This is a genomic window from Nocardia sp. NPDC127526, assembly GCF_042672265.1.
In the GTDB taxonomy this organism is placed as follows: domain Bacteria; phylum Actinomycetota; class Actinomycetes; order Mycobacteriales; family Mycobacteriaceae; genus Nocardia.
Map to the genome: position 1 here is coordinate 1 of NZ_JBHXVO010000044.1, position 14,329 is coordinate 14,329.

The 14,329-nt window shown below is 69.5% G+C and carries 15 protein-coding genes and 1 pseudogene; 10 read left to right on the forward strand and 6 right to left on the reverse strand.

Annotation, left to right across the window (positions count from 1 at the left end; genetic code table 11):
- The 6 genes and pseudogenes from ACFVIV_RS36740 to menE all read left to right on the forward strand — a co-directional run.
- Nucleotides 1–94: pseudogene (locus ACFVIV_RS36740) on the forward strand (1,4-dihydroxy-2-naphthoyl-CoA synthase); the annotation flags it as partial.
- A 61-nt stretch (nucleotides 95–155) separates the two neighbouring features.
- Nucleotides 156–551, forward strand: coding sequence for a VOC family protein (locus ACFVIV_RS36745; protein ID WP_379204559.1), 396 nt, complete (start codon nucleotides 156–158; stop codon nucleotides 549–551).
- A gap of 142 nt (nucleotides 552–693) precedes the next feature.
- A complete protein-coding gene (locus ACFVIV_RS36750) occupies nucleotides 694–1,857 on the forward strand; it encodes an anion permease (RefSeq protein WP_379204561.1) in 1,164 nt (387 codons plus the stop codon).
- Between the two features lie 19 nt (nucleotides 1,858–1,876).
- Nucleotides 1,877–2,146: a hypothetical protein gene (locus ACFVIV_RS36755; protein ID WP_379204563.1), complete on the forward strand. Its 270-nt coding sequence runs from the start codon at nucleotides 1,877–1,879 to the stop codon at nucleotides 2,144–2,146.
- Nucleotides 2,147–2,171: 25 nt separating this feature from the next.
- Nucleotides 2,172–2,540, forward strand: coding sequence for a DUF3349 domain-containing protein (locus ACFVIV_RS36760; RefSeq protein ID WP_379204565.1), 369 nt, complete (start codon nucleotides 2,172–2,174; stop codon nucleotides 2,538–2,540).
- Between the two features lie 100 nt (nucleotides 2,541–2,640).
- Nucleotides 2,641–3,777: an o-succinylbenzoate--CoA ligase gene (gene menE, locus ACFVIV_RS36765; protein WP_379204641.1), complete on the forward strand. Its 1,137-nt coding sequence runs from the start codon at nucleotides 2,641–2,643 to the stop codon at nucleotides 3,775–3,777.
- A 136-nt stretch (nucleotides 3,778–3,913) separates the two neighbouring features.
- Here the strand turns inward: menE and ACFVIV_RS36770 are convergent, their stop codons facing one another.
- Complete coding sequence (locus ACFVIV_RS36770; protein ID WP_379204567.1) at nucleotides 3,914–5,485, reverse strand: hypothetical protein; 1,572 nt, start codon at nucleotides 5,483–5,485, stop codon at nucleotides 3,914–3,916.
- A gap of 216 nt (nucleotides 5,486–5,701) precedes the next feature.
- Between ACFVIV_RS36770 and ACFVIV_RS36775 the strand changes: the two genes are divergently transcribed.
- Together ACFVIV_RS36775 and ACFVIV_RS36780 are read left to right on the forward strand one after the other, a co-directional pair.
- Nucleotides 5,702–6,712, forward strand: coding sequence for an ATP-binding cassette domain-containing protein (locus tag ACFVIV_RS36775; protein ID WP_379204569.1), 1,011 nt, complete (start codon nucleotides 5,702–5,704; stop codon nucleotides 6,710–6,712).
- Nucleotides 6,709–7,548: an ABC transporter permease gene (locus ACFVIV_RS36780; protein WP_379204571.1), complete on the forward strand. Its 840-nt coding sequence runs from the start codon at nucleotides 6,709–6,711 to the stop codon at nucleotides 7,546–7,548. Before ACFVIV_RS36775 ends, ACFVIV_RS36780 begins: the two co-directional genes overlap by 4 nt.
- A 78-nt stretch (nucleotides 7,549–7,626) precedes the next feature.
- Here the strand turns inward: ACFVIV_RS36780 and ACFVIV_RS36785 are convergent, their stop codons facing one another.
- Nucleotides 7,627–11,211 carry a BTAD domain-containing putative transcriptional regulator gene (locus ACFVIV_RS36785; protein ID WP_379204573.1) on the reverse strand — a complete coding sequence of 1,195 codons (3,585 nt, stop codon included), beginning with the start codon at nucleotides 11,209–11,211 and terminating at the stop codon, nucleotides 7,627–7,629.
- On the opposite strand from ACFVIV_RS36785, the gene ACFVIV_RS36790 reads away from it, so the two are divergent.
- Together ACFVIV_RS36790 and ACFVIV_RS36795 are read left to right on the forward strand one after the other, a co-directional pair.
- A complete protein-coding gene (locus ACFVIV_RS36790) occupies nucleotides 11,210–11,665 on the forward strand; it encodes an SRPBCC family protein (protein WP_379204575.1) in 456 nt (151 codons plus the stop codon). The two genes, ACFVIV_RS36785 and ACFVIV_RS36790, sit on opposite strands and share 2 nt — an antisense overlap.
- A 75-nt stretch (nucleotides 11,666–11,740) precedes the next feature.
- Nucleotides 11,741–12,610 carry a 1,4-dihydroxy-2-naphthoate polyprenyltransferase gene (locus ACFVIV_RS36795; protein ID WP_379204576.1) on the forward strand — a complete coding sequence of 290 codons (870 nt, stop codon included), beginning with the start codon at nucleotides 11,741–11,743 and terminating at the stop codon, nucleotides 12,608–12,610.
- Here the strand turns inward: ACFVIV_RS36795 and ACFVIV_RS36800 are convergent.
- From ACFVIV_RS36800 to ACFVIV_RS36815, 4 genes are all read right to left on the reverse strand, one after another.
- On the reverse strand, nucleotides 12,607–12,993 hold the full coding sequence (locus ACFVIV_RS36800) for a phage holin family protein (RefSeq protein ID WP_379204578.1): 387 nt from the start codon (nucleotides 12,991–12,993) through the stop codon (nucleotides 12,607–12,609). The two genes, ACFVIV_RS36795 and ACFVIV_RS36800, sit on opposite strands and share 4 nt — an antisense overlap.
- A 60-nt stretch (nucleotides 12,994–13,053) precedes the next feature.
- Nucleotides 13,054–13,641 carry a Clp protease N-terminal domain-containing protein gene (locus ACFVIV_RS36805; protein ID WP_379204580.1) on the reverse strand — a complete coding sequence of 196 codons (588 nt, stop codon included), beginning with the start codon at nucleotides 13,639–13,641 and terminating at the stop codon, nucleotides 13,054–13,056.
- Entirely contained in the window at nucleotides 13,641–13,862 is a 222-nt protein-coding gene (locus ACFVIV_RS36810) for a helix-turn-helix domain-containing protein (protein ID WP_379204582.1), read from the reverse strand. The genes ACFVIV_RS36805 and ACFVIV_RS36810 overlap by 1 nt, the downstream gene beginning before the upstream one ends.
- 81 nt (nucleotides 13,863–13,943) lie before the next feature.
- Complete coding sequence (locus ACFVIV_RS36815) at nucleotides 13,944–14,231, reverse strand: hypothetical protein (protein WP_379204584.1); 288 nt, start codon at nucleotides 14,229–14,231, stop codon at nucleotides 13,944–13,946.
- Nucleotides 14,232–14,329 lie beyond the last annotated feature (98 nt).

Below are 14,329 nucleotides of genomic sequence, written 5' to 3' on the forward strand. Positions count from 1 at the left end.
GCTGGCCTACATGACCGACGAAGCCGTCGAAGGCCGCGACGCCTTCCTGCAAAAACGCGACCCGGACTGGAAGCCCTACCCCTGGTACTTCTGATTCCCGGATCTTCCGAGCGTTCCTGCCCCGCCCCCGCGGCGGGGACTGGGAAGCTCACTACATGGAGATACTGAGCAGTCGGCTGATCCTGCGCCCCTCCGACTACCAGCGCACGCTCGCGTTCTACCGAGACACGCTGGGCCTGGCCATAGCCCGCGAATACCCGGGCGGCACGGTCTTCTTCGCCGGCCAGTCCCTCCTCGAGGTCGCCGGACACGGCCGCACCGACGACGCCCCACCCGGCTTCGCAGGCGCAATCTGGCTACAGGTCCGCGACTGCTCCGACGCCGCCGCCGAACTCACCGTCCGCGGCGTCCCCATCGACCGCGCCCCGAAACAAGAGCCGTGGGGCCTCATCGAAATGTGGGTCCGCGACCCCGACGGCGTCCCGATCGTGCTCGTCGAAGTCCCCGCCGACCATCCCTTGCGCCGCGACAGCCGCCCTCCGAAAGGCTGATCGAGAAGCGGGCAGCACCCGGGGGGTTCGGGGGCGAAGCCCCTGAGAGTCCCGAGAGTTGGCATTAGCACGCGAGTAACTGTGAACTGGATCGGGGGAGGTGGTTAACAGCTCGTAAAGGGCATATCGCACACTGAACGTCGTGTCTGCCGAACTGCTCGTTCTGCTGATCGTTGTTCTCACGGCCTTGGCGTTCGACTTCACCAACGGATTCCACGACACCGCGAACGCGATGGCCACCTCGATCGCGACCGGTGCGTTGCCACCGCGTACCGCCGTACTCCTCTCCGGCGCGCTGAATCTCATCGGCGCGTTCCTCAGCGTCGCCGTCGCCGCGACGGTCGCCGAGGGCATCGTGGACCTGTCGGAGGTGAGCGGCCGAGCCTTGCTCGACATCGTCTTCGCGGGCCTGGTCGGCGGCATCCTGTGGAATCTGTTCACCTGGCTGCTGGGTTTGCCGTCGAGTTCCTCGCACGCCCTGTTCGGCGGTCTCATCGGCGCCACCATCGCCGCGCTGGGCTGGAACGGCGTGGTGTGGGTGTCCGGCAACAAGGGCGTGCTCGGCAAGATCATCATCCCGGCGCTGCTGGCCCCGGTGGTGGCGGCGCTGGTCGCGTCCATCGCCTCCTGGCTGGTCTACCGGATCACGCGCGGCAGCAATGAGAAGACCGTGGACCGCGGCTTCCGGTGGGGGCAGATCGGTTCCGCCTCACTGGTCTCGCTGGCGCACGGCACCAATGACGCGCAGAAGACCATGGGCATCATCTTCCTGGCGCTCATCGCGCACGGTTCGGTGAACGCCAGCGATCCGCTGCCGCTGTGGGTGATCGTGTCCTGTGCGGTGGCCATTGCCGCGGGCACCTGCCTGGGCGGCTGGCGCATCATCCGCACGCTGGGCAAGGGCCTGGTGGACATTGCGCCGCCACAGGGTTTCGCGGCCGAATCCACCAGTGCGGCGATCATTCTCACCTCAGCGCATTTCGGCCTGCCGCTGTCCACCACGCAGACCGTCACCGGCTCCATCCTGGGTTCGGGCCTGGGCCGCCCGGGCGCGGAGGTGCGCTGGGGCGTGCTGGGCCGCATGGTGGTGGCCTGGGTGCTGACCCTGCCGCTGGCCGGCGTGGTCGGCGCGATCTGCTGGGCCATCCTGCACGGCATCGGCGATACCGCGGGCACGCTGGTGGTGTTCGCGCTGCTGATCGGCATGGCCGCGCTGATCTGGATGCGGTCCCGCCGCAAGCCCGTGAACTCCAGCAATGTCAACGACGACTGGCAGGGCGCCCCGCCGGTCGACGCCAGCCGGTGAACGGCGGAAGGCACAGGCCATGAACACGTTTCTGAACACGTTCTCCGATCTGTGGCAGGTCACCGTGGCCGCGCTGGTGTTCGGCGCGGGCCTGCCCATGGTGTTCGCGGTGGGCATCCGCTACCGCGCACAGGTCGACGACGGCGCGACCGGCACCGCCAGATATGTGGCGACCGCCGTGTCCGCGCTCTGCTTCGCCGTGGTGATGATCGCCGTAGTGGTCGGTGTGCTGTTCATCGCACGCGGTTTCCTGGCCTCCCGCCTCGGCATACATTTGCTCGGCGCGTGACGCCGCCGGACCGAAAGGCACGCTCGTGAGCAACCCCGAACAGCCCGAAACGCCGGTCGAACCCGATTCGCAGCCGCGCACCAATCTGCTGCAGAAGGTGCTGGCCTGGCTGAAAGCCGGATATCCGCAGGGTATTCCGCAGTCGGACTATGTGGCGCTGCTGGCCGTCCTGCACCGCCGGCTCACCGATTACGAGGTGCAGATCGTGGTCGAGGATCTCATCCACGACCATCGCGCCACCGCCGAGATCGCCCGCACCGATATCGCGCGCGAGGACATCGAGGCCGCCATAGCCCGAGTTGCCAAGGAGCAACCGGGCGAGGACGATATCGCACGGGTGGCCTCCCGGCTGGCAGCCGGCGGTTGGCCGCTGGCGACACCGACGTCCGACTGACCGACCGACCCATCGACCGGGCGTCGACCTTCCCAGGTGCGCCGCCACCCCACGACATGACACGATCGCGAACGTGAGCAATACCCTCCGCATACTCCCCATGCCCACCGGCGCATCGGTGGGCGAAGTATTGCCGCATCTCCGGGAAGCCTTGGAGGGCAACGGCCCCGCCTGGCTACCCGTCCCCACCGCCGACCGCCGCGAGGCGCAGCGACTCGGCTCCAGTCTGCGTCCCGGTGAGGAGATCGACGAGGACGTGGCCCTGGTGGTCACCACCTCCGGCACCACCGGAACGCCCAAGGGCGCCATGCTCACCGCGGCCAACCTGCGCGCCAGCGGCGACGCCACCCACGAACGGCTGGGCGGACCCGGCCAGTGGCTGCTGGCCCTGCCGACCCATCACATCGCGGGCATCCAGGTCCTGCTGCGCAGCATTCTGGCGGGCACCGAACCGGCCGTGGTGGATGTGTCGGACGGCTTCCTGCCGGAAGCGCTCGCGGGCGCCATCTCCGGTATGCGCGGCGAACGCCGGTACACCGCCATGGTGCCGACCCAGCTCATCAAGGCCCTCGACGAACCCGTCGCCACGGCGGCGCTGGCCTCGCTCGACGGGGTGCTCATCGGCGGCGCGGCCACCCCGGCGCCGGTGCTGGAACGCGCCCGCGCGGCGGGCATCACCGTCTTCCGCACCTACGGCATGAGCGAGACCTGCGGCGGCTGCGTCTACGAGGGCGCGCCGTTGACGGGTGCGCGGATTCGCATCGAGGACGGGCGCGTGGTGCTCGGCGGCGACATGATCGCCAAGGGTTACCGCAATATGCCCGATCATCCGGCCTTCGCCGAACCCGGCTGGTTCCGCACCGAGGACGCCGGTTTCGTGGAGAACGGCGTGCTCACCGTGACCGGACGCCTCGACGAGGCCATCATGACCGGCGGCCTGCTGGTCATTCCGCAGGTGGTGGAGGCCGTGCTCAGCACGCACCCGGCCATTGCCGAATGTGTGGTCCTCGGGCTGCCCGACGACCGCCTGGGCCAGCGCGTGGTCACCGCCATCGTGCCCGCGCCGGGAGCCACCCCGCCCACCCTGGACGAGCTGCGCGCACACGTGATCGCCGAACTCGACGCCATCGCCGCTCCGCGCGAACTGGCTGTCCTGGACGAGATCCCGCTGCGCGGTCCGGGCAAGCCGGACCGCAACAAGCTGCGGCAGGACCTGCTGGTCGACACCTCGCGCTGAGCGGCGGCGCCGGCCCCGCGCAGTCATGGCCGGATCCACGTCCGCCCCGGCGTGCCTGTGACCGGGATCCACGCTTGTGGCTTCGAGCCGTCGTGGTGGATTCCGGCCAACCCCATGCCGGAATGACGGGGTTCGTTTACGCCGCGGGGGCCGGTGGCGCGAGGATCGAGTGCAGCAGGCCGGTGACGGGTTCCGGCAGCGCGGCTGTCAGCCGCGGCGGCACCCATGGCGAAAGCTGTGGCGGCGCAACCGGCTCGGGCTGTGATGCGGCCGCGGGCTCGGGCCGGGCGGCCGCCACGGGCTCCGGCTGCGGCAGCGCCGGGGCGAGGGCTCCGGCCATCGACCGCAGGGATTCGCCCGCCTCGGCGATCAGCATGCCGACCTGGTGCGCGACGAGGGGTTGCACCGCGTCGGGAATCGGATTGCGGGCCACATCGCCCTGCAATCGCAGCGTGTTGTAGGCGTTCACGCCGGATGCGATGCCGACCGGGACGCCGATCGCGAGGCTGCCGACGGTGCCGCCGATACTGCCGAGAATCGCGGCGCCCGTGAGGCATCCGGCCACGCCGCCGCCCGCCGCGCCCGCCAGCGCGGCCGAGAGCTCGCCGCCCAGCGCGCCGCCGATGGCGCCCAGGATGCAGCCGACGGCGAGGCCGGAGATGCCGCCGAGCAGCGCTCCGACGCTGACCGCCAGGCCGAACTGGGTGGCCACGGCGCTGTAGGCGTCATTGATGTCCTTCTGCCGCTGCACCGGATCCTGTTGCACGCGCGGCTGTCCCGGCTGATCGGACGGCGGCGCGGGATCGTCGATATCGCGCACCGCGATCGGGACGCCGGCCGGGGCCTTGCAGACCGGATCCGGCAGATCCGCCGCCTGCTGGAACTTCTGCTCCTGCCAGTCCGGCGAGTTCTTCGGCGGCAGCTGGGAAATGGGCACGGTGCCCAGCGGGCAGGGCACGGCGGCATTGGGCCACAACGCCATCGGTGAGCCGAGGGTGAGGGTATTGCCCATCACGTATCGGCCCTGATTGTCGAGGACCTGGAAGTTGTTGAGCGGCACCACCCGTCGTTCGCCGCCCGGGCCGGGTTGCAGCGGGTCGGGCCCGGTGCCGGGCGCCTGCACGACCAGGCTGCCGATGGGCGTGGTCAGGTAGGCGGACATATCGGTGAGGTCGCCGGTGTAGACGACGCCCTGCATGACGCCGACGGTCACGCGCGACAGCCCTTCCCGCAGCGCCTGCTCGTGCGGTGTCAGGTCCTGCAGCTGTTCCGGATTCGGCGGCTGCACCTCGCGGCCGAAGGGCACGTGGTGCAGGGTGCGGCGATCCTCGCCGAGGATGAGCTCGCCGGTGCGGCGATCGCGCAGCTGATAGTGGTTGTTGCCGATCAGGCTCACCTCGACGTCCGGGCCGTAGATGGTGGACAGGTGGCGGTAGGCATTGCTGCGCAGGTAGATATTGGGGACCAGCTCCATATCGTCCTCACCGCACAGCGGGTCGCGCGGCGGAATCGGGCCGAGCGGGTCGTCGGCGTCCGGGAGCGGCGGGCAGCTGAGCAGCGCGGGTTCGGGCTCGTCGGAGCCCAGCACCACGGGCGGGCCGGAATCCGGGGTCTGGACATCCAGCGGTGTCGCGTAGGCGGTGACCGCGGTGGTGAGCGCGGTCGCGGCGGCGATGAGGACGGTCGCGGTGACAGAGGCGATTCTCAACGGAACCTCGCAATCCAAAACGCAACGGGCGGTAGCGGGCGGAGCGAACTGAGGGATTTCCGGAGCGCGATCTCGGGGTCAGGCTAACAATCCGGCGGCGGAATCGGCGGCAGGCCACCGCCGTGGCGCGTGGCATCGGCCCTGGTCACCGCGCTTGCGCGGGCGTGCAACAGCGGTGCAAGGGGCGTGCAAGATCAGGGGCGCACAGTTCTCGGCATGACTTCTTACCCACCTGCTGAGCCCCTGGCCATCGAGGCGGACGGGCTGGTCAAGGTCTTCGGGGAGCAGCGGGCTGTCGACGGCGTCAGCCTCGCGGTGCCGCGGGGGGCCGTGTACGGCGTGCTCGGGCCCAACGGCGCCGGCAAGACCACCACCATCCGCATGCTCGCCACGCTGCTGCGGCCCGACGGCGGCAGCGCCCGCATCTTCGGCCGCGACGTGGTCGCCGAGCCGACCGCGGTGCGCTCGCTGATCGGCGTGACCGGGCAGTACGCCTCGGTCGACGAAAAGCTCTCGGCCACCGAGAACCTCATTATCTTCTCGCGCCTGCTGGGCCTGTCCAAGGCCGACGCCCGGCGCAAGGCGGCCGAGCTGCTGGAGGAGTTCGGGCTGACCGAGGCCGCCGACAAGGCCCTGGAGAACTTCTCCGGCGGTATGCGGCGGCGGCTGGATCTGGCCGCCAGCCTCATCGCGCACCCGCCGCTGCTGTTCCTGGACGAGCCCACCACCGGTCTGGATCCGCGCACCCGCGCCCAGATGTGGGAGACCATCCGGCGACTGGTGCGGGAGGGTTCGACGGTCCTGCTCACCACGCAGTATCTGGACGAGGCCGATCAGCTGGCGGACCGGATCGCGGTCATCGATCGCGGCAAGGTCATCGCCGACGGCACCTCCGACGAACTGAAGGGTTCGGTCGGGCTGTCGGCCCTGCAGCTGACCCTCGCCGATCGGGCCCGCATCGAGGAGGCGCGAATCCTGGTGGGCGAGTACCTGTCCCGCGCCGAGGGCAAGGTCGTGGAGGCGAGCATCAGCCCCGAGGCCGGCCGCATCACCGCTCCCCTGCCCGATCCGACCATCACCACCGACATCCTGATCCGGTTGCGCGAGCACGACATCCGGGTCGACGAGATCAATGTCGCCAAGCCCAGCCTGGACGAGGTGTTCTTCGCCCTGACCGGCCACGGCGCGGACGACGAGAACGACAACACCGAGAGGAGCGCGGCATGACCACCACCGTCGCCGCACCCGCGGCGGGCCGGCATGCGGCCGCCGCACCGATTCCCCAGGTCTCCAATCACATTCCGCTGCGGCAGACCGTCGCCAACTCGCTGACGATGGCTTACCGCGGCCTGCTGAAGATCAAGCACAATCCGGAACAGCTGTTCGACGTCACCATCCAGCCGATTCTGTTCACGGCCTTGTTCGCCTACATCTTCGGCGGCGCCATCGGCGGCAGCGTGCAGAACTATCTGCCGGTGCTGATCCCGGGCATTCTGGTGCAGACCGTGGTGCTCACCTCGATCGTCACCGGCACCCAGCTGCGCGAGGATATGGACAAGGGCGTCTTCGACCGCTTCAAATCCCTGCCCATCGCCCGTATTTCGGCGCTGGCCGGAGCGCTCATCGCCGATATGGTGCGCTACGCCATCGCCACCGTGCTGACCGTGATCGTCGGTCTCGCCATCGGCTACCGCCCCGAGGGCGGCGCGCTCGGCGTGCTGGCCGCCGGCCTGGTGGTCGTGGTGTGCTCCTTCGCCGTCAGCTGGATCTGGGCGCTGGTCGGCGTGACCGGGAAGAGCGCCGCCGGCGTGCAGGGCATCTCCATGATGGTGATGTTCCCGCTCACCTTCATGTCCGGCGCCTTCGCACTGGTGTCCACCATGCCGGGCTGGATGCAGGCGATCAACCACGTGAACCCGGTGTACTACATGGTCAATGCCTGCCGGGCGCTCATGAACGGCGTCGGCGTCACCGTCGATCTGGGCTGGTCGCTGATCGGCTCGGTCGTGGTCATCGCCATCTTCGCGCCGCTCACGGTGCGGGCCTACATGCGCCGCGCCTGAGTGACATCGGCAACCCGCCGGAGGGAAGCCCGACCCCGGGAAACCGGGGGCGGGCTTCCTGTCGTCCGGATCGGCCGCTCAGTGGGTTTCGTGGAATTCGCGGAGCAGAGCCATGATTCGCTCCGCGGCCGGTTTGCGGCCCAGCCGTGCCACCGCCTTCCGAGCCGCGGCCATGCGCTCCGCGCCCACCACCGCACGATGCAGGTCGTAGTGGCGTTCCAGTCGCATGGACGGATAATCCTGGCGGGCAACCGTTCTCGGCGCGAGGGCCAGCAGCTCCAGTGCCGCGTCCCGATTTTCGCCGATAGCCAGCAGATAGGTGCCGAGCGCGCACGCCACCCCGCCGATCTGGGGCAGGTCCCAGTACTGGGCCAGGCGCGGGATCGCGACCTCCACCAACTGCCGGACCAGCTTGTGCACCTCGTCGGCGCGGTCGTACAGGATGTGCGCGTCGACCACCACGGCGCCGAACATGACATCGCCCGGGCCGGGCGCCAGCGTGCCGTGCGGCCAGCGGATCTGGGCCAGCGCCTGCCAGTAGCGGCGCAGGCCGGAATCGATATCGCCTTCCGCCAGTTCGATTTCCGCCAGTCCCGCCATGACCGCGGCCCGCCGGTGATTGGGCTCGATCCCCACGTAGTTCCCGGTGGGCGACAGGCCGACCACGCCCAGCGCAGGCTCGAGTTCGCGGCGGGCCTGCGCCGTGTCACCCATGCCGGTCAATGACAGCGCGAGCAGGCTGCGGATCTCGACCGACTCCTCGTAGGCCCGCAATTGGTGCAGCAGGTGGGCCGAACGCCGGTAGAAGCCAACCGATTCGGCGTAGCGCGCCGTCTGCCCGTACAGGCTGCCCAGGTGCTGCGACACCATGGCCGTGCCCCAGGTGTCCCCGTCCGCCCCGGATGCCAAGGCGCGCACCGCGTCCCGGATGGAACCGTGCACATCGCCGGCGTTCTCGCGCAGATTGGCGCGCAGCAGCAGCGCCGTCACCCGGGTGCGCTGATCGGCGGACCGCGTCCCGTCCCCGAGCCGGCGCGCCAGCACCGGCCCGCCCGCGCGCATGGGCAACGTCGCCAGTTCGCCCACATAGCGGAACACCGGCGTGAGCGGATCACCCGAACGCAGCATCCGCCGGATCCGCGCCCGGACGATGCCCACCGAGCGCACGCTGTCGTTCATGTACAGCAGATGCAGTGCCACCACCAGCTGACCGAACAGCTGCAGATCGGCCTGAATTTCGGTGAGCGGGCCGGAACGCAGCGGCAGGGCGAGGTAGCGGGGCGCCCAGTTGATCAATTCCATGTGCGCGCCGCGGATCACCCACAGCCCGGCCAGCACCGGGAACACCGTGTGCGCGGTCTCGATGTCCTTGTGGTCGACCGCATAGCGCAGGACGGCGACGAGATTGTCGAGTTCGGCCGCGGTGGACAGCACCGCAAGCACTTGATCATCGGTCGGATACCGGCACGCGGTCTCGAGGGCGAAGGTGGTGGCCCACACCGACATCCGTTCCATCACGCGATCGGCCTCGCCGGTGGACTCGAGTTGCTCCTCACCGTATTCGCGGACCGTCTCCAGCATTCGGTAGCGGGTGTCCTCGCCCGCGATGTCGGGCTCCAGCACGGTCAGCAGCGACTGGCCCACCAGTCCGTCGATAGCCGTTGCGGCATCGGTGATCTCGGGTCCGGCGATGACGGTCTCGGCGGCCCGCAGGGTGAATCCGGCCGGGAATCGGCACAACCGGCGCAGCGCAACCCGCTGCTCGGCATCGAGCAGATTCCAGCTCCATTCGATCACCGCGTGCAGGGTGCGATGCCGCTGCGGTGAACTGCGATCCCCGCTGCGCAGCAGGGCGAATCGATGTTCGAGCCGGGATTCGATCTCCTCCACGCTCATGGTCCGCACCCGCGCCGCCGCCAGTTCGATGGCCAGCGGCAGACCGTCGAGGGTGTGACACAGCCGCGCCACCACCTCCGGATCCAGCCGCACCGACGGCCGCACCGCCCGCGCCCGCGCCGCGAACAACTCGGTCGCGGGCGATCCATCGGGATCAATGGCCAACGGCGGCAATGGATACACCGCCTCGGCGGTGATCTCCAGCGGCGCCCGGCTGGTGGTGAGAATGGTCAGCTGATCGCTGACCCCCACCAGATCGGCCACCACCTCCGCCACCGCTTCGACGAGATGTTCACAGTTGTCCAGAATCAACAGCATGGGCCGCGACGACAAGGCATCCCGCAACCGCTGCCGCGAGACCTGCGTCCGCACCGGCCGCAGCACAGTGGTCTCCCGGCTCAGCTCACCCACCCCGAGCACGGCCGCGATCGCCGCCTCCACCTCGAGCCGAGTCCCCTCCAACCCGCCCGCATCCGGCCGCACCGACGCCAATTCCACCAGCGCCACCGACTTCTTGTGTGCGACCCGCGCCCCCAATTCATTGGCCACCCGCGTCTTCCCGGTCCCGCCGGGCCCGAGCACCGTCGTCACCCGCGAGTTCCGCAGCAACGCTTCCAGCGCATCGAGATCCTCTTCTCGCCCCAGCAGCGGATTCGGCGCCGCCCGCAACCCCACTGCCCACGGCCCCGACGAGCTCGCCGCCCCGGTCGGCGAATCGCTCTCACCGGCCTGGTGCTGCTCCACACCGCCCGCGCCCTGCGGATAGCCTGTTTCCGCTCGGGTACCCGCCCCGGCGGCGTGCTCGGCATTCGTCGCGGGGACCGGTCCCGCCGGGTGATCCGGGCCGACAGGATCCCGTGGTGTGATCCCGCGCCGGTTCGGCTGGGTACCCGGTAGCGGCTCGCCGCGCAGGATCGCGGTGTTCAGGGCGACCAGGGCGGGGCCCGGGTCCGCGCCGAGCTGTTCCAGCAGGCGGGTGCGGAGGGTGGCGAAGACGTCCAGGGCCTCGTTGGTGCGGCCGGAGGCGGCGAGCACTCGCATGAGAGTCGCGTGGGCGGGTTCGTCCAGGGGGTGCGCGGTCACGGCGCGGCGGGCCAGGTCGAGGGCTCCGGGGAGATCGCCACCGGCTTCGCGGGCGGCGAGGTCCAAGGTGTCGAGCGCTTGGAGGCGGGCGGTGGCGAGCTGCGTCAGTTCGTCCGCGACCGCTCCGGGCGGGAGATCGGCGGCGGGCTCGCCGCGCCACAGCGAGCGGGCGGCCGTGATCAGCGCCAGGCAGGTGTCATCGTCACCGGCGGTGTGGGCTTGGCGCGCTTGCTCTTCCAGCTGTTTGGCCAGGGTCAGGTCGACCTGGTCGGGGGCGAGCATGAGGCGGTAACCGGCGGGACCGATCTCCAGGACGCCGTCGGGGAGGGCGGCGCGCAGGCGGGAGACCTGGGTGTGCAGGGCGTTCATCGGGGCGCGGGGCGGGTCCTCGCCCCAGATGTCGTCGATGAGGGCCTGGGCGCTGCGGCTGCGGCCGGGGTGCAGGGCGAGGGCGGCGACCAGGAGGCGGGAGCGGGTTCCGGGTACGGGTGTGAGCGCGCCGTCGCGGCGCAGGGCGATCTCGCCGAGGAGGGCCACGAGGACCGGATCGCCTGCGGCGAGGCGGGCGCTACCGCTGCTGGAGCTGCCTGTTCGCGAATACATTCCTCGCCAATCGTAGGTGAGCGGTGCGGGCACTGCCGGATTCGCCGGTTCCGGCGGCGCGGTCGCATACGCTTTGTGCATGGCCGAATTCGACATCCACCGGGAAACGGTCATCAAGGCCGAACCGGAGCAGGTCCAAGCCCTCATCGACGACTTCCACCAGTGGCGGAAGTGGTCGCCGTGGGAGGACACGGACCCGAATATGGAGCGCGTCTACAGTGGGGCCGATCGAGGCATCGGCGCACGTTATTTTTGGAGCGGCAATCGCAAGGCCGGGCGCGGCGATATGGAGATCACCTCCGCCACGCACGACGCCATCGGGATCAAACTGCATTTCGAGAAGCCGTGGCGGGCCACCAATCAGGTCACCTTCGAATTCCGGCCGGAGGCCGGCGGGACCGAGGTCACCTGGCGCATGACCGGCCAGCAGACCGGCGCCCAAGCCTTGTTCGGCAAGCTCGTCCCCATGGACAAGCTGGTGGGCAAGGACTTCGAGAAGGGCCTGGCGCAGTTGAAGGCCGCCGCGGAATCCTGAGCCGGTGGTCGCGTCGGTGCCGGGGCGCGGCTCCTGAGCGTGCCCCCGCACCGAGCCGCGCATTAGGCTGCCGTCATGGCTACAGCTGCACAGTGGATCGAGGGCGCTCGGCCGCGCACACTTCCGAATGCGATCGCCCCGGTCCTGGTGGGGACGGGGGCGGCCGCATCGATCGATGGCGCGGTCTGGTGGAAAGCGGTGCTGTGCCTGCTGCTTTCGCTGTCCCTCATTATCGGCGTGAACTACGCCAACGACTACTCCGACGGTATTCGCGGCACCGATGACGAGCGGGTCGGCCCGCTGCGCCTGGTCGGTTCCAAGCTGGCCAGTCCGGCCGCGGTGCGCAATGCCGCCATCGGCTGCCTGGCGCTGGGCGCGGTGATCGGGCTGGTTCTGACCGCCACCTCCGCCTGGTGGCTGCTGCTGGTGGGCGCGGCCTGCCTGGCCGGGGCCTGGTTCTACACCGGCGGCCGGAACCCGTACGGGTACAGCGGTTTCGGTGAGATCGCGGTGTTCGTGTTCTTCGGTCTGGTGGCGGTGCTCGGCACCCAGTACGTGCAGGCCGGGAAGGTCGACTGGGCGGGCCTGGTGTGCGCCATTGCGGTCGGTTCGTTCTCCAGCGCGGTGCTGGTCACCAATAATCTGCGCGATATCCCGACCGACAGCGTGTCCGGCAAGACCACCCTGGCCGTGCGCCTCGGCGACAGCCGCACGCGCACACTGCATCTGGCGCTGATCATGATCCCGTACGCGGCCACGCTGACCCTGGCCGCCCGCACCCCGTGGGCGCTGGCCGGGCTGGTGGCGCTGCCGCTCGCCATCAAGGCGAACGAACCGGTGCGCACCGGCAAGAACGGGCCGGGTCTGATTCCCGCCCTCGCCGGTACGGGCCTGGCGCTGCTGGTGTGGTCGATCGCCACGGGTGCAGCGCTCGCAATCGGTTAGGCCTTCTCCGGAACGAGCACTCCCAGCACCCAGTTCACGATGGAGATGATGATGCCGCCGAACACGGCCGCCCAGAATCCGTCCACGTGCAACTGGTAGCTGGTGGTCTCGGTGATCACCGAGGTCAGCCACAGCATGAGCGCGTTGATGACCAGGAGGAACAGGCCCAGGGTCACGATCACCAGCGGCAGCGACAGCAGTTGCACGATGGGCTTCACCAGGGCGTTCACAATGGTGAAGATCACCGCCGCGACCGCGATGACAATGAGCTTGCCGGTGGTGGCGTCCTGATCCTCGGGGGCCTTGATGGTGATCCCGTCGACCCACTCGGACGCCAGCCAGATGGCGACACCGGTGATAAGCAGACGAAGTATGAGCGTCATGGCCTCGATCGTAGGGTGAGATCGAGTTCCCGGCCGGGCAGCACACACCCCGATCCGGGTTCAGGCCGCGCGATCGAGGTGCGCCGAGACCGCCGCCCGCAGGCCCTGCACCGCGGACTCGTCGCCGAGCAGCGTGCGGGTGGCCGGATTGGGCGCGCGCAGGATGGCGAGCACGATATGCCCGGCCCCGATGCCATTGTCCTTGCGGGCGAGGGCCTCGCGCAGGGACAGCTCCAGGATCTTCTTGGCGTCCCGGCTGAACGGAATGTGCCCGAAGCTCATGCCTTTGGCATTGCGGAAGAAGCCGCGCCGCGATTCCGGGGCGGGCACCGCGCGGTCGAGGGCGTCCTCGCCGAAGGTCGCCTCCAGGCTTTCCCGCACGGCGTCGAGGTCGATGCCGATGGAGCGCAGCGCCTCCGCGTCCTCCTGTCCGAGGGGTTCGCCGGTCCGCTTGCGCGCCAGCGTTTCCCGTACGCCGGCGGCCGTCAGCCCGTGTTCGCCGAGCAGGGCCGTCAAGCCCGTGTCGGGCGCGGCCAGCACGCCCAGCAGCACGTGTTCGACGTCGATGGACGGCGCACGCAGCTCGCGAGCCTCTTCCTGTGCGCCCACCACGGCGAATTTGGCTGCCTTGTCGAATCGTTCGAACATCAGCGGATACCGCCCTTCCGGTTGTACTTCTGGTGGACCGCCTGCCTGCTGACCTCGAGCGCGTCCGCGATGGCCTGCCAGGACCAGCCCTGATTCCGGGCATTGGTGACCTGAATGGCCTCGAGCCGCTCGAGCAGCCGGCGTAGCGCCAGGACCGCGCGCAGTCCGACCTGCGGGTCGGGGCTGCCCGCGGCGGCCGCCAGAGTCGTTGCTTCACTCATGAATGTCAATTTACGTTGACATGCGGGGTGCGTCAACGAAAATTGACACGATCGGAAGGGCGTTCGCCGTCGGCGGAAGAATCAGCCCAGGGGCACGAAGGGCGCGTAATCGCGAACGTGGCCATCGGCCCAGCCCCACAGCGTGTCGGGGTCGACCGGGACGCCGCCCTGCAACCGCAGCCGCCAGCCGCCCGCTTCCTTCTCCCAGATATCCCCGTCGCGATCCCGATACAGACCGAAGGCCGCCGGCTCCCACGGGTTCGCGAGCTCGCCCCGCTGCGTCCGCCGGGCCACGCCGCCGCCCGCGGGAATCACCCACGGCCCCACCGTGATATTGACACCGACGACCGATCGCGGATGCTGACCCAACTCGACTCCTGATTTGTTGTTGTTTCAAACTATTGGAGCAGAACCAGTTACCGCGCACCTCCTCGTCGCACGACCGTGCGTGGGTCGGTGGGCAACCG

Excerpts from the sequence above, each read along its gene's own strand:
- ACFVIV_RS36745 (WP_379204559.1), top strand. The coding sequence starts at position 156 with ATGGAGATACTGAGCAGTCGGCTGATCCTGCGCCCCTCCGACTACCAG.
- ACFVIV_RS36755 (WP_379204563.1), top strand. The coding sequence starts at position 1,877 with ATGAACACGTTTCTGAACACGTTCTCCGATCTGTGGCAGGTCACCGTG.
- menE (WP_379204641.1), top strand. The coding sequence starts at position 2,641 with ATGCCCACCGGCGCATCGGTGGGCGAAGTATTGCCGCATCTCCGGGAA.
- ACFVIV_RS36775 (WP_379204569.1), top strand. The coding sequence starts at position 5,702 with ATGACTTCTTACCCACCTGCTGAGCCCCTGGCCATCGAGGCGGACGGG.
- ACFVIV_RS36780 (WP_379204571.1), top strand. The coding sequence starts at position 6,709 with ATGACCACCACCGTCGCCGCACCCGCGGCGGGCCGGCATGCGGCCGCC.
- ACFVIV_RS36790 (WP_379204575.1), top strand. The coding sequence starts at position 11,210 with ATGGCCGAATTCGACATCCACCGGGAAACGGTCATCAAGGCCGAACCG.
- ACFVIV_RS36785 (WP_379204573.1), bottom strand. The coding sequence starts at position 11,211 with ATGCACAAAGCGTATGCGACCGCGCCGCCGGAACCGGCGAATCCGGCA.
- ACFVIV_RS36795 (WP_379204576.1), top strand. The coding sequence starts at position 11,741 with ATGGCTACAGCTGCACAGTGGATCGAGGGCGCTCGGCCGCGCACACTT.
- ACFVIV_RS36800 (WP_379204578.1), bottom strand. The coding sequence starts at position 12,993 with ATGACGCTCATACTTCGTCTGCTTATCACCGGTGTCGCCATCTGGCTG.
- ACFVIV_RS36805 (WP_379204580.1), bottom strand. The coding sequence starts at position 13,641 with ATGTTCGAACGATTCGACAAGGCAGCCAAATTCGCCGTGGTGGGCGCA.
- ACFVIV_RS36810 (WP_379204582.1), bottom strand. The coding sequence starts at position 13,862 with ATGAGTGAAGCAACGACTCTGGCGGCCGCCGCGGGCAGCCCCGACCCG.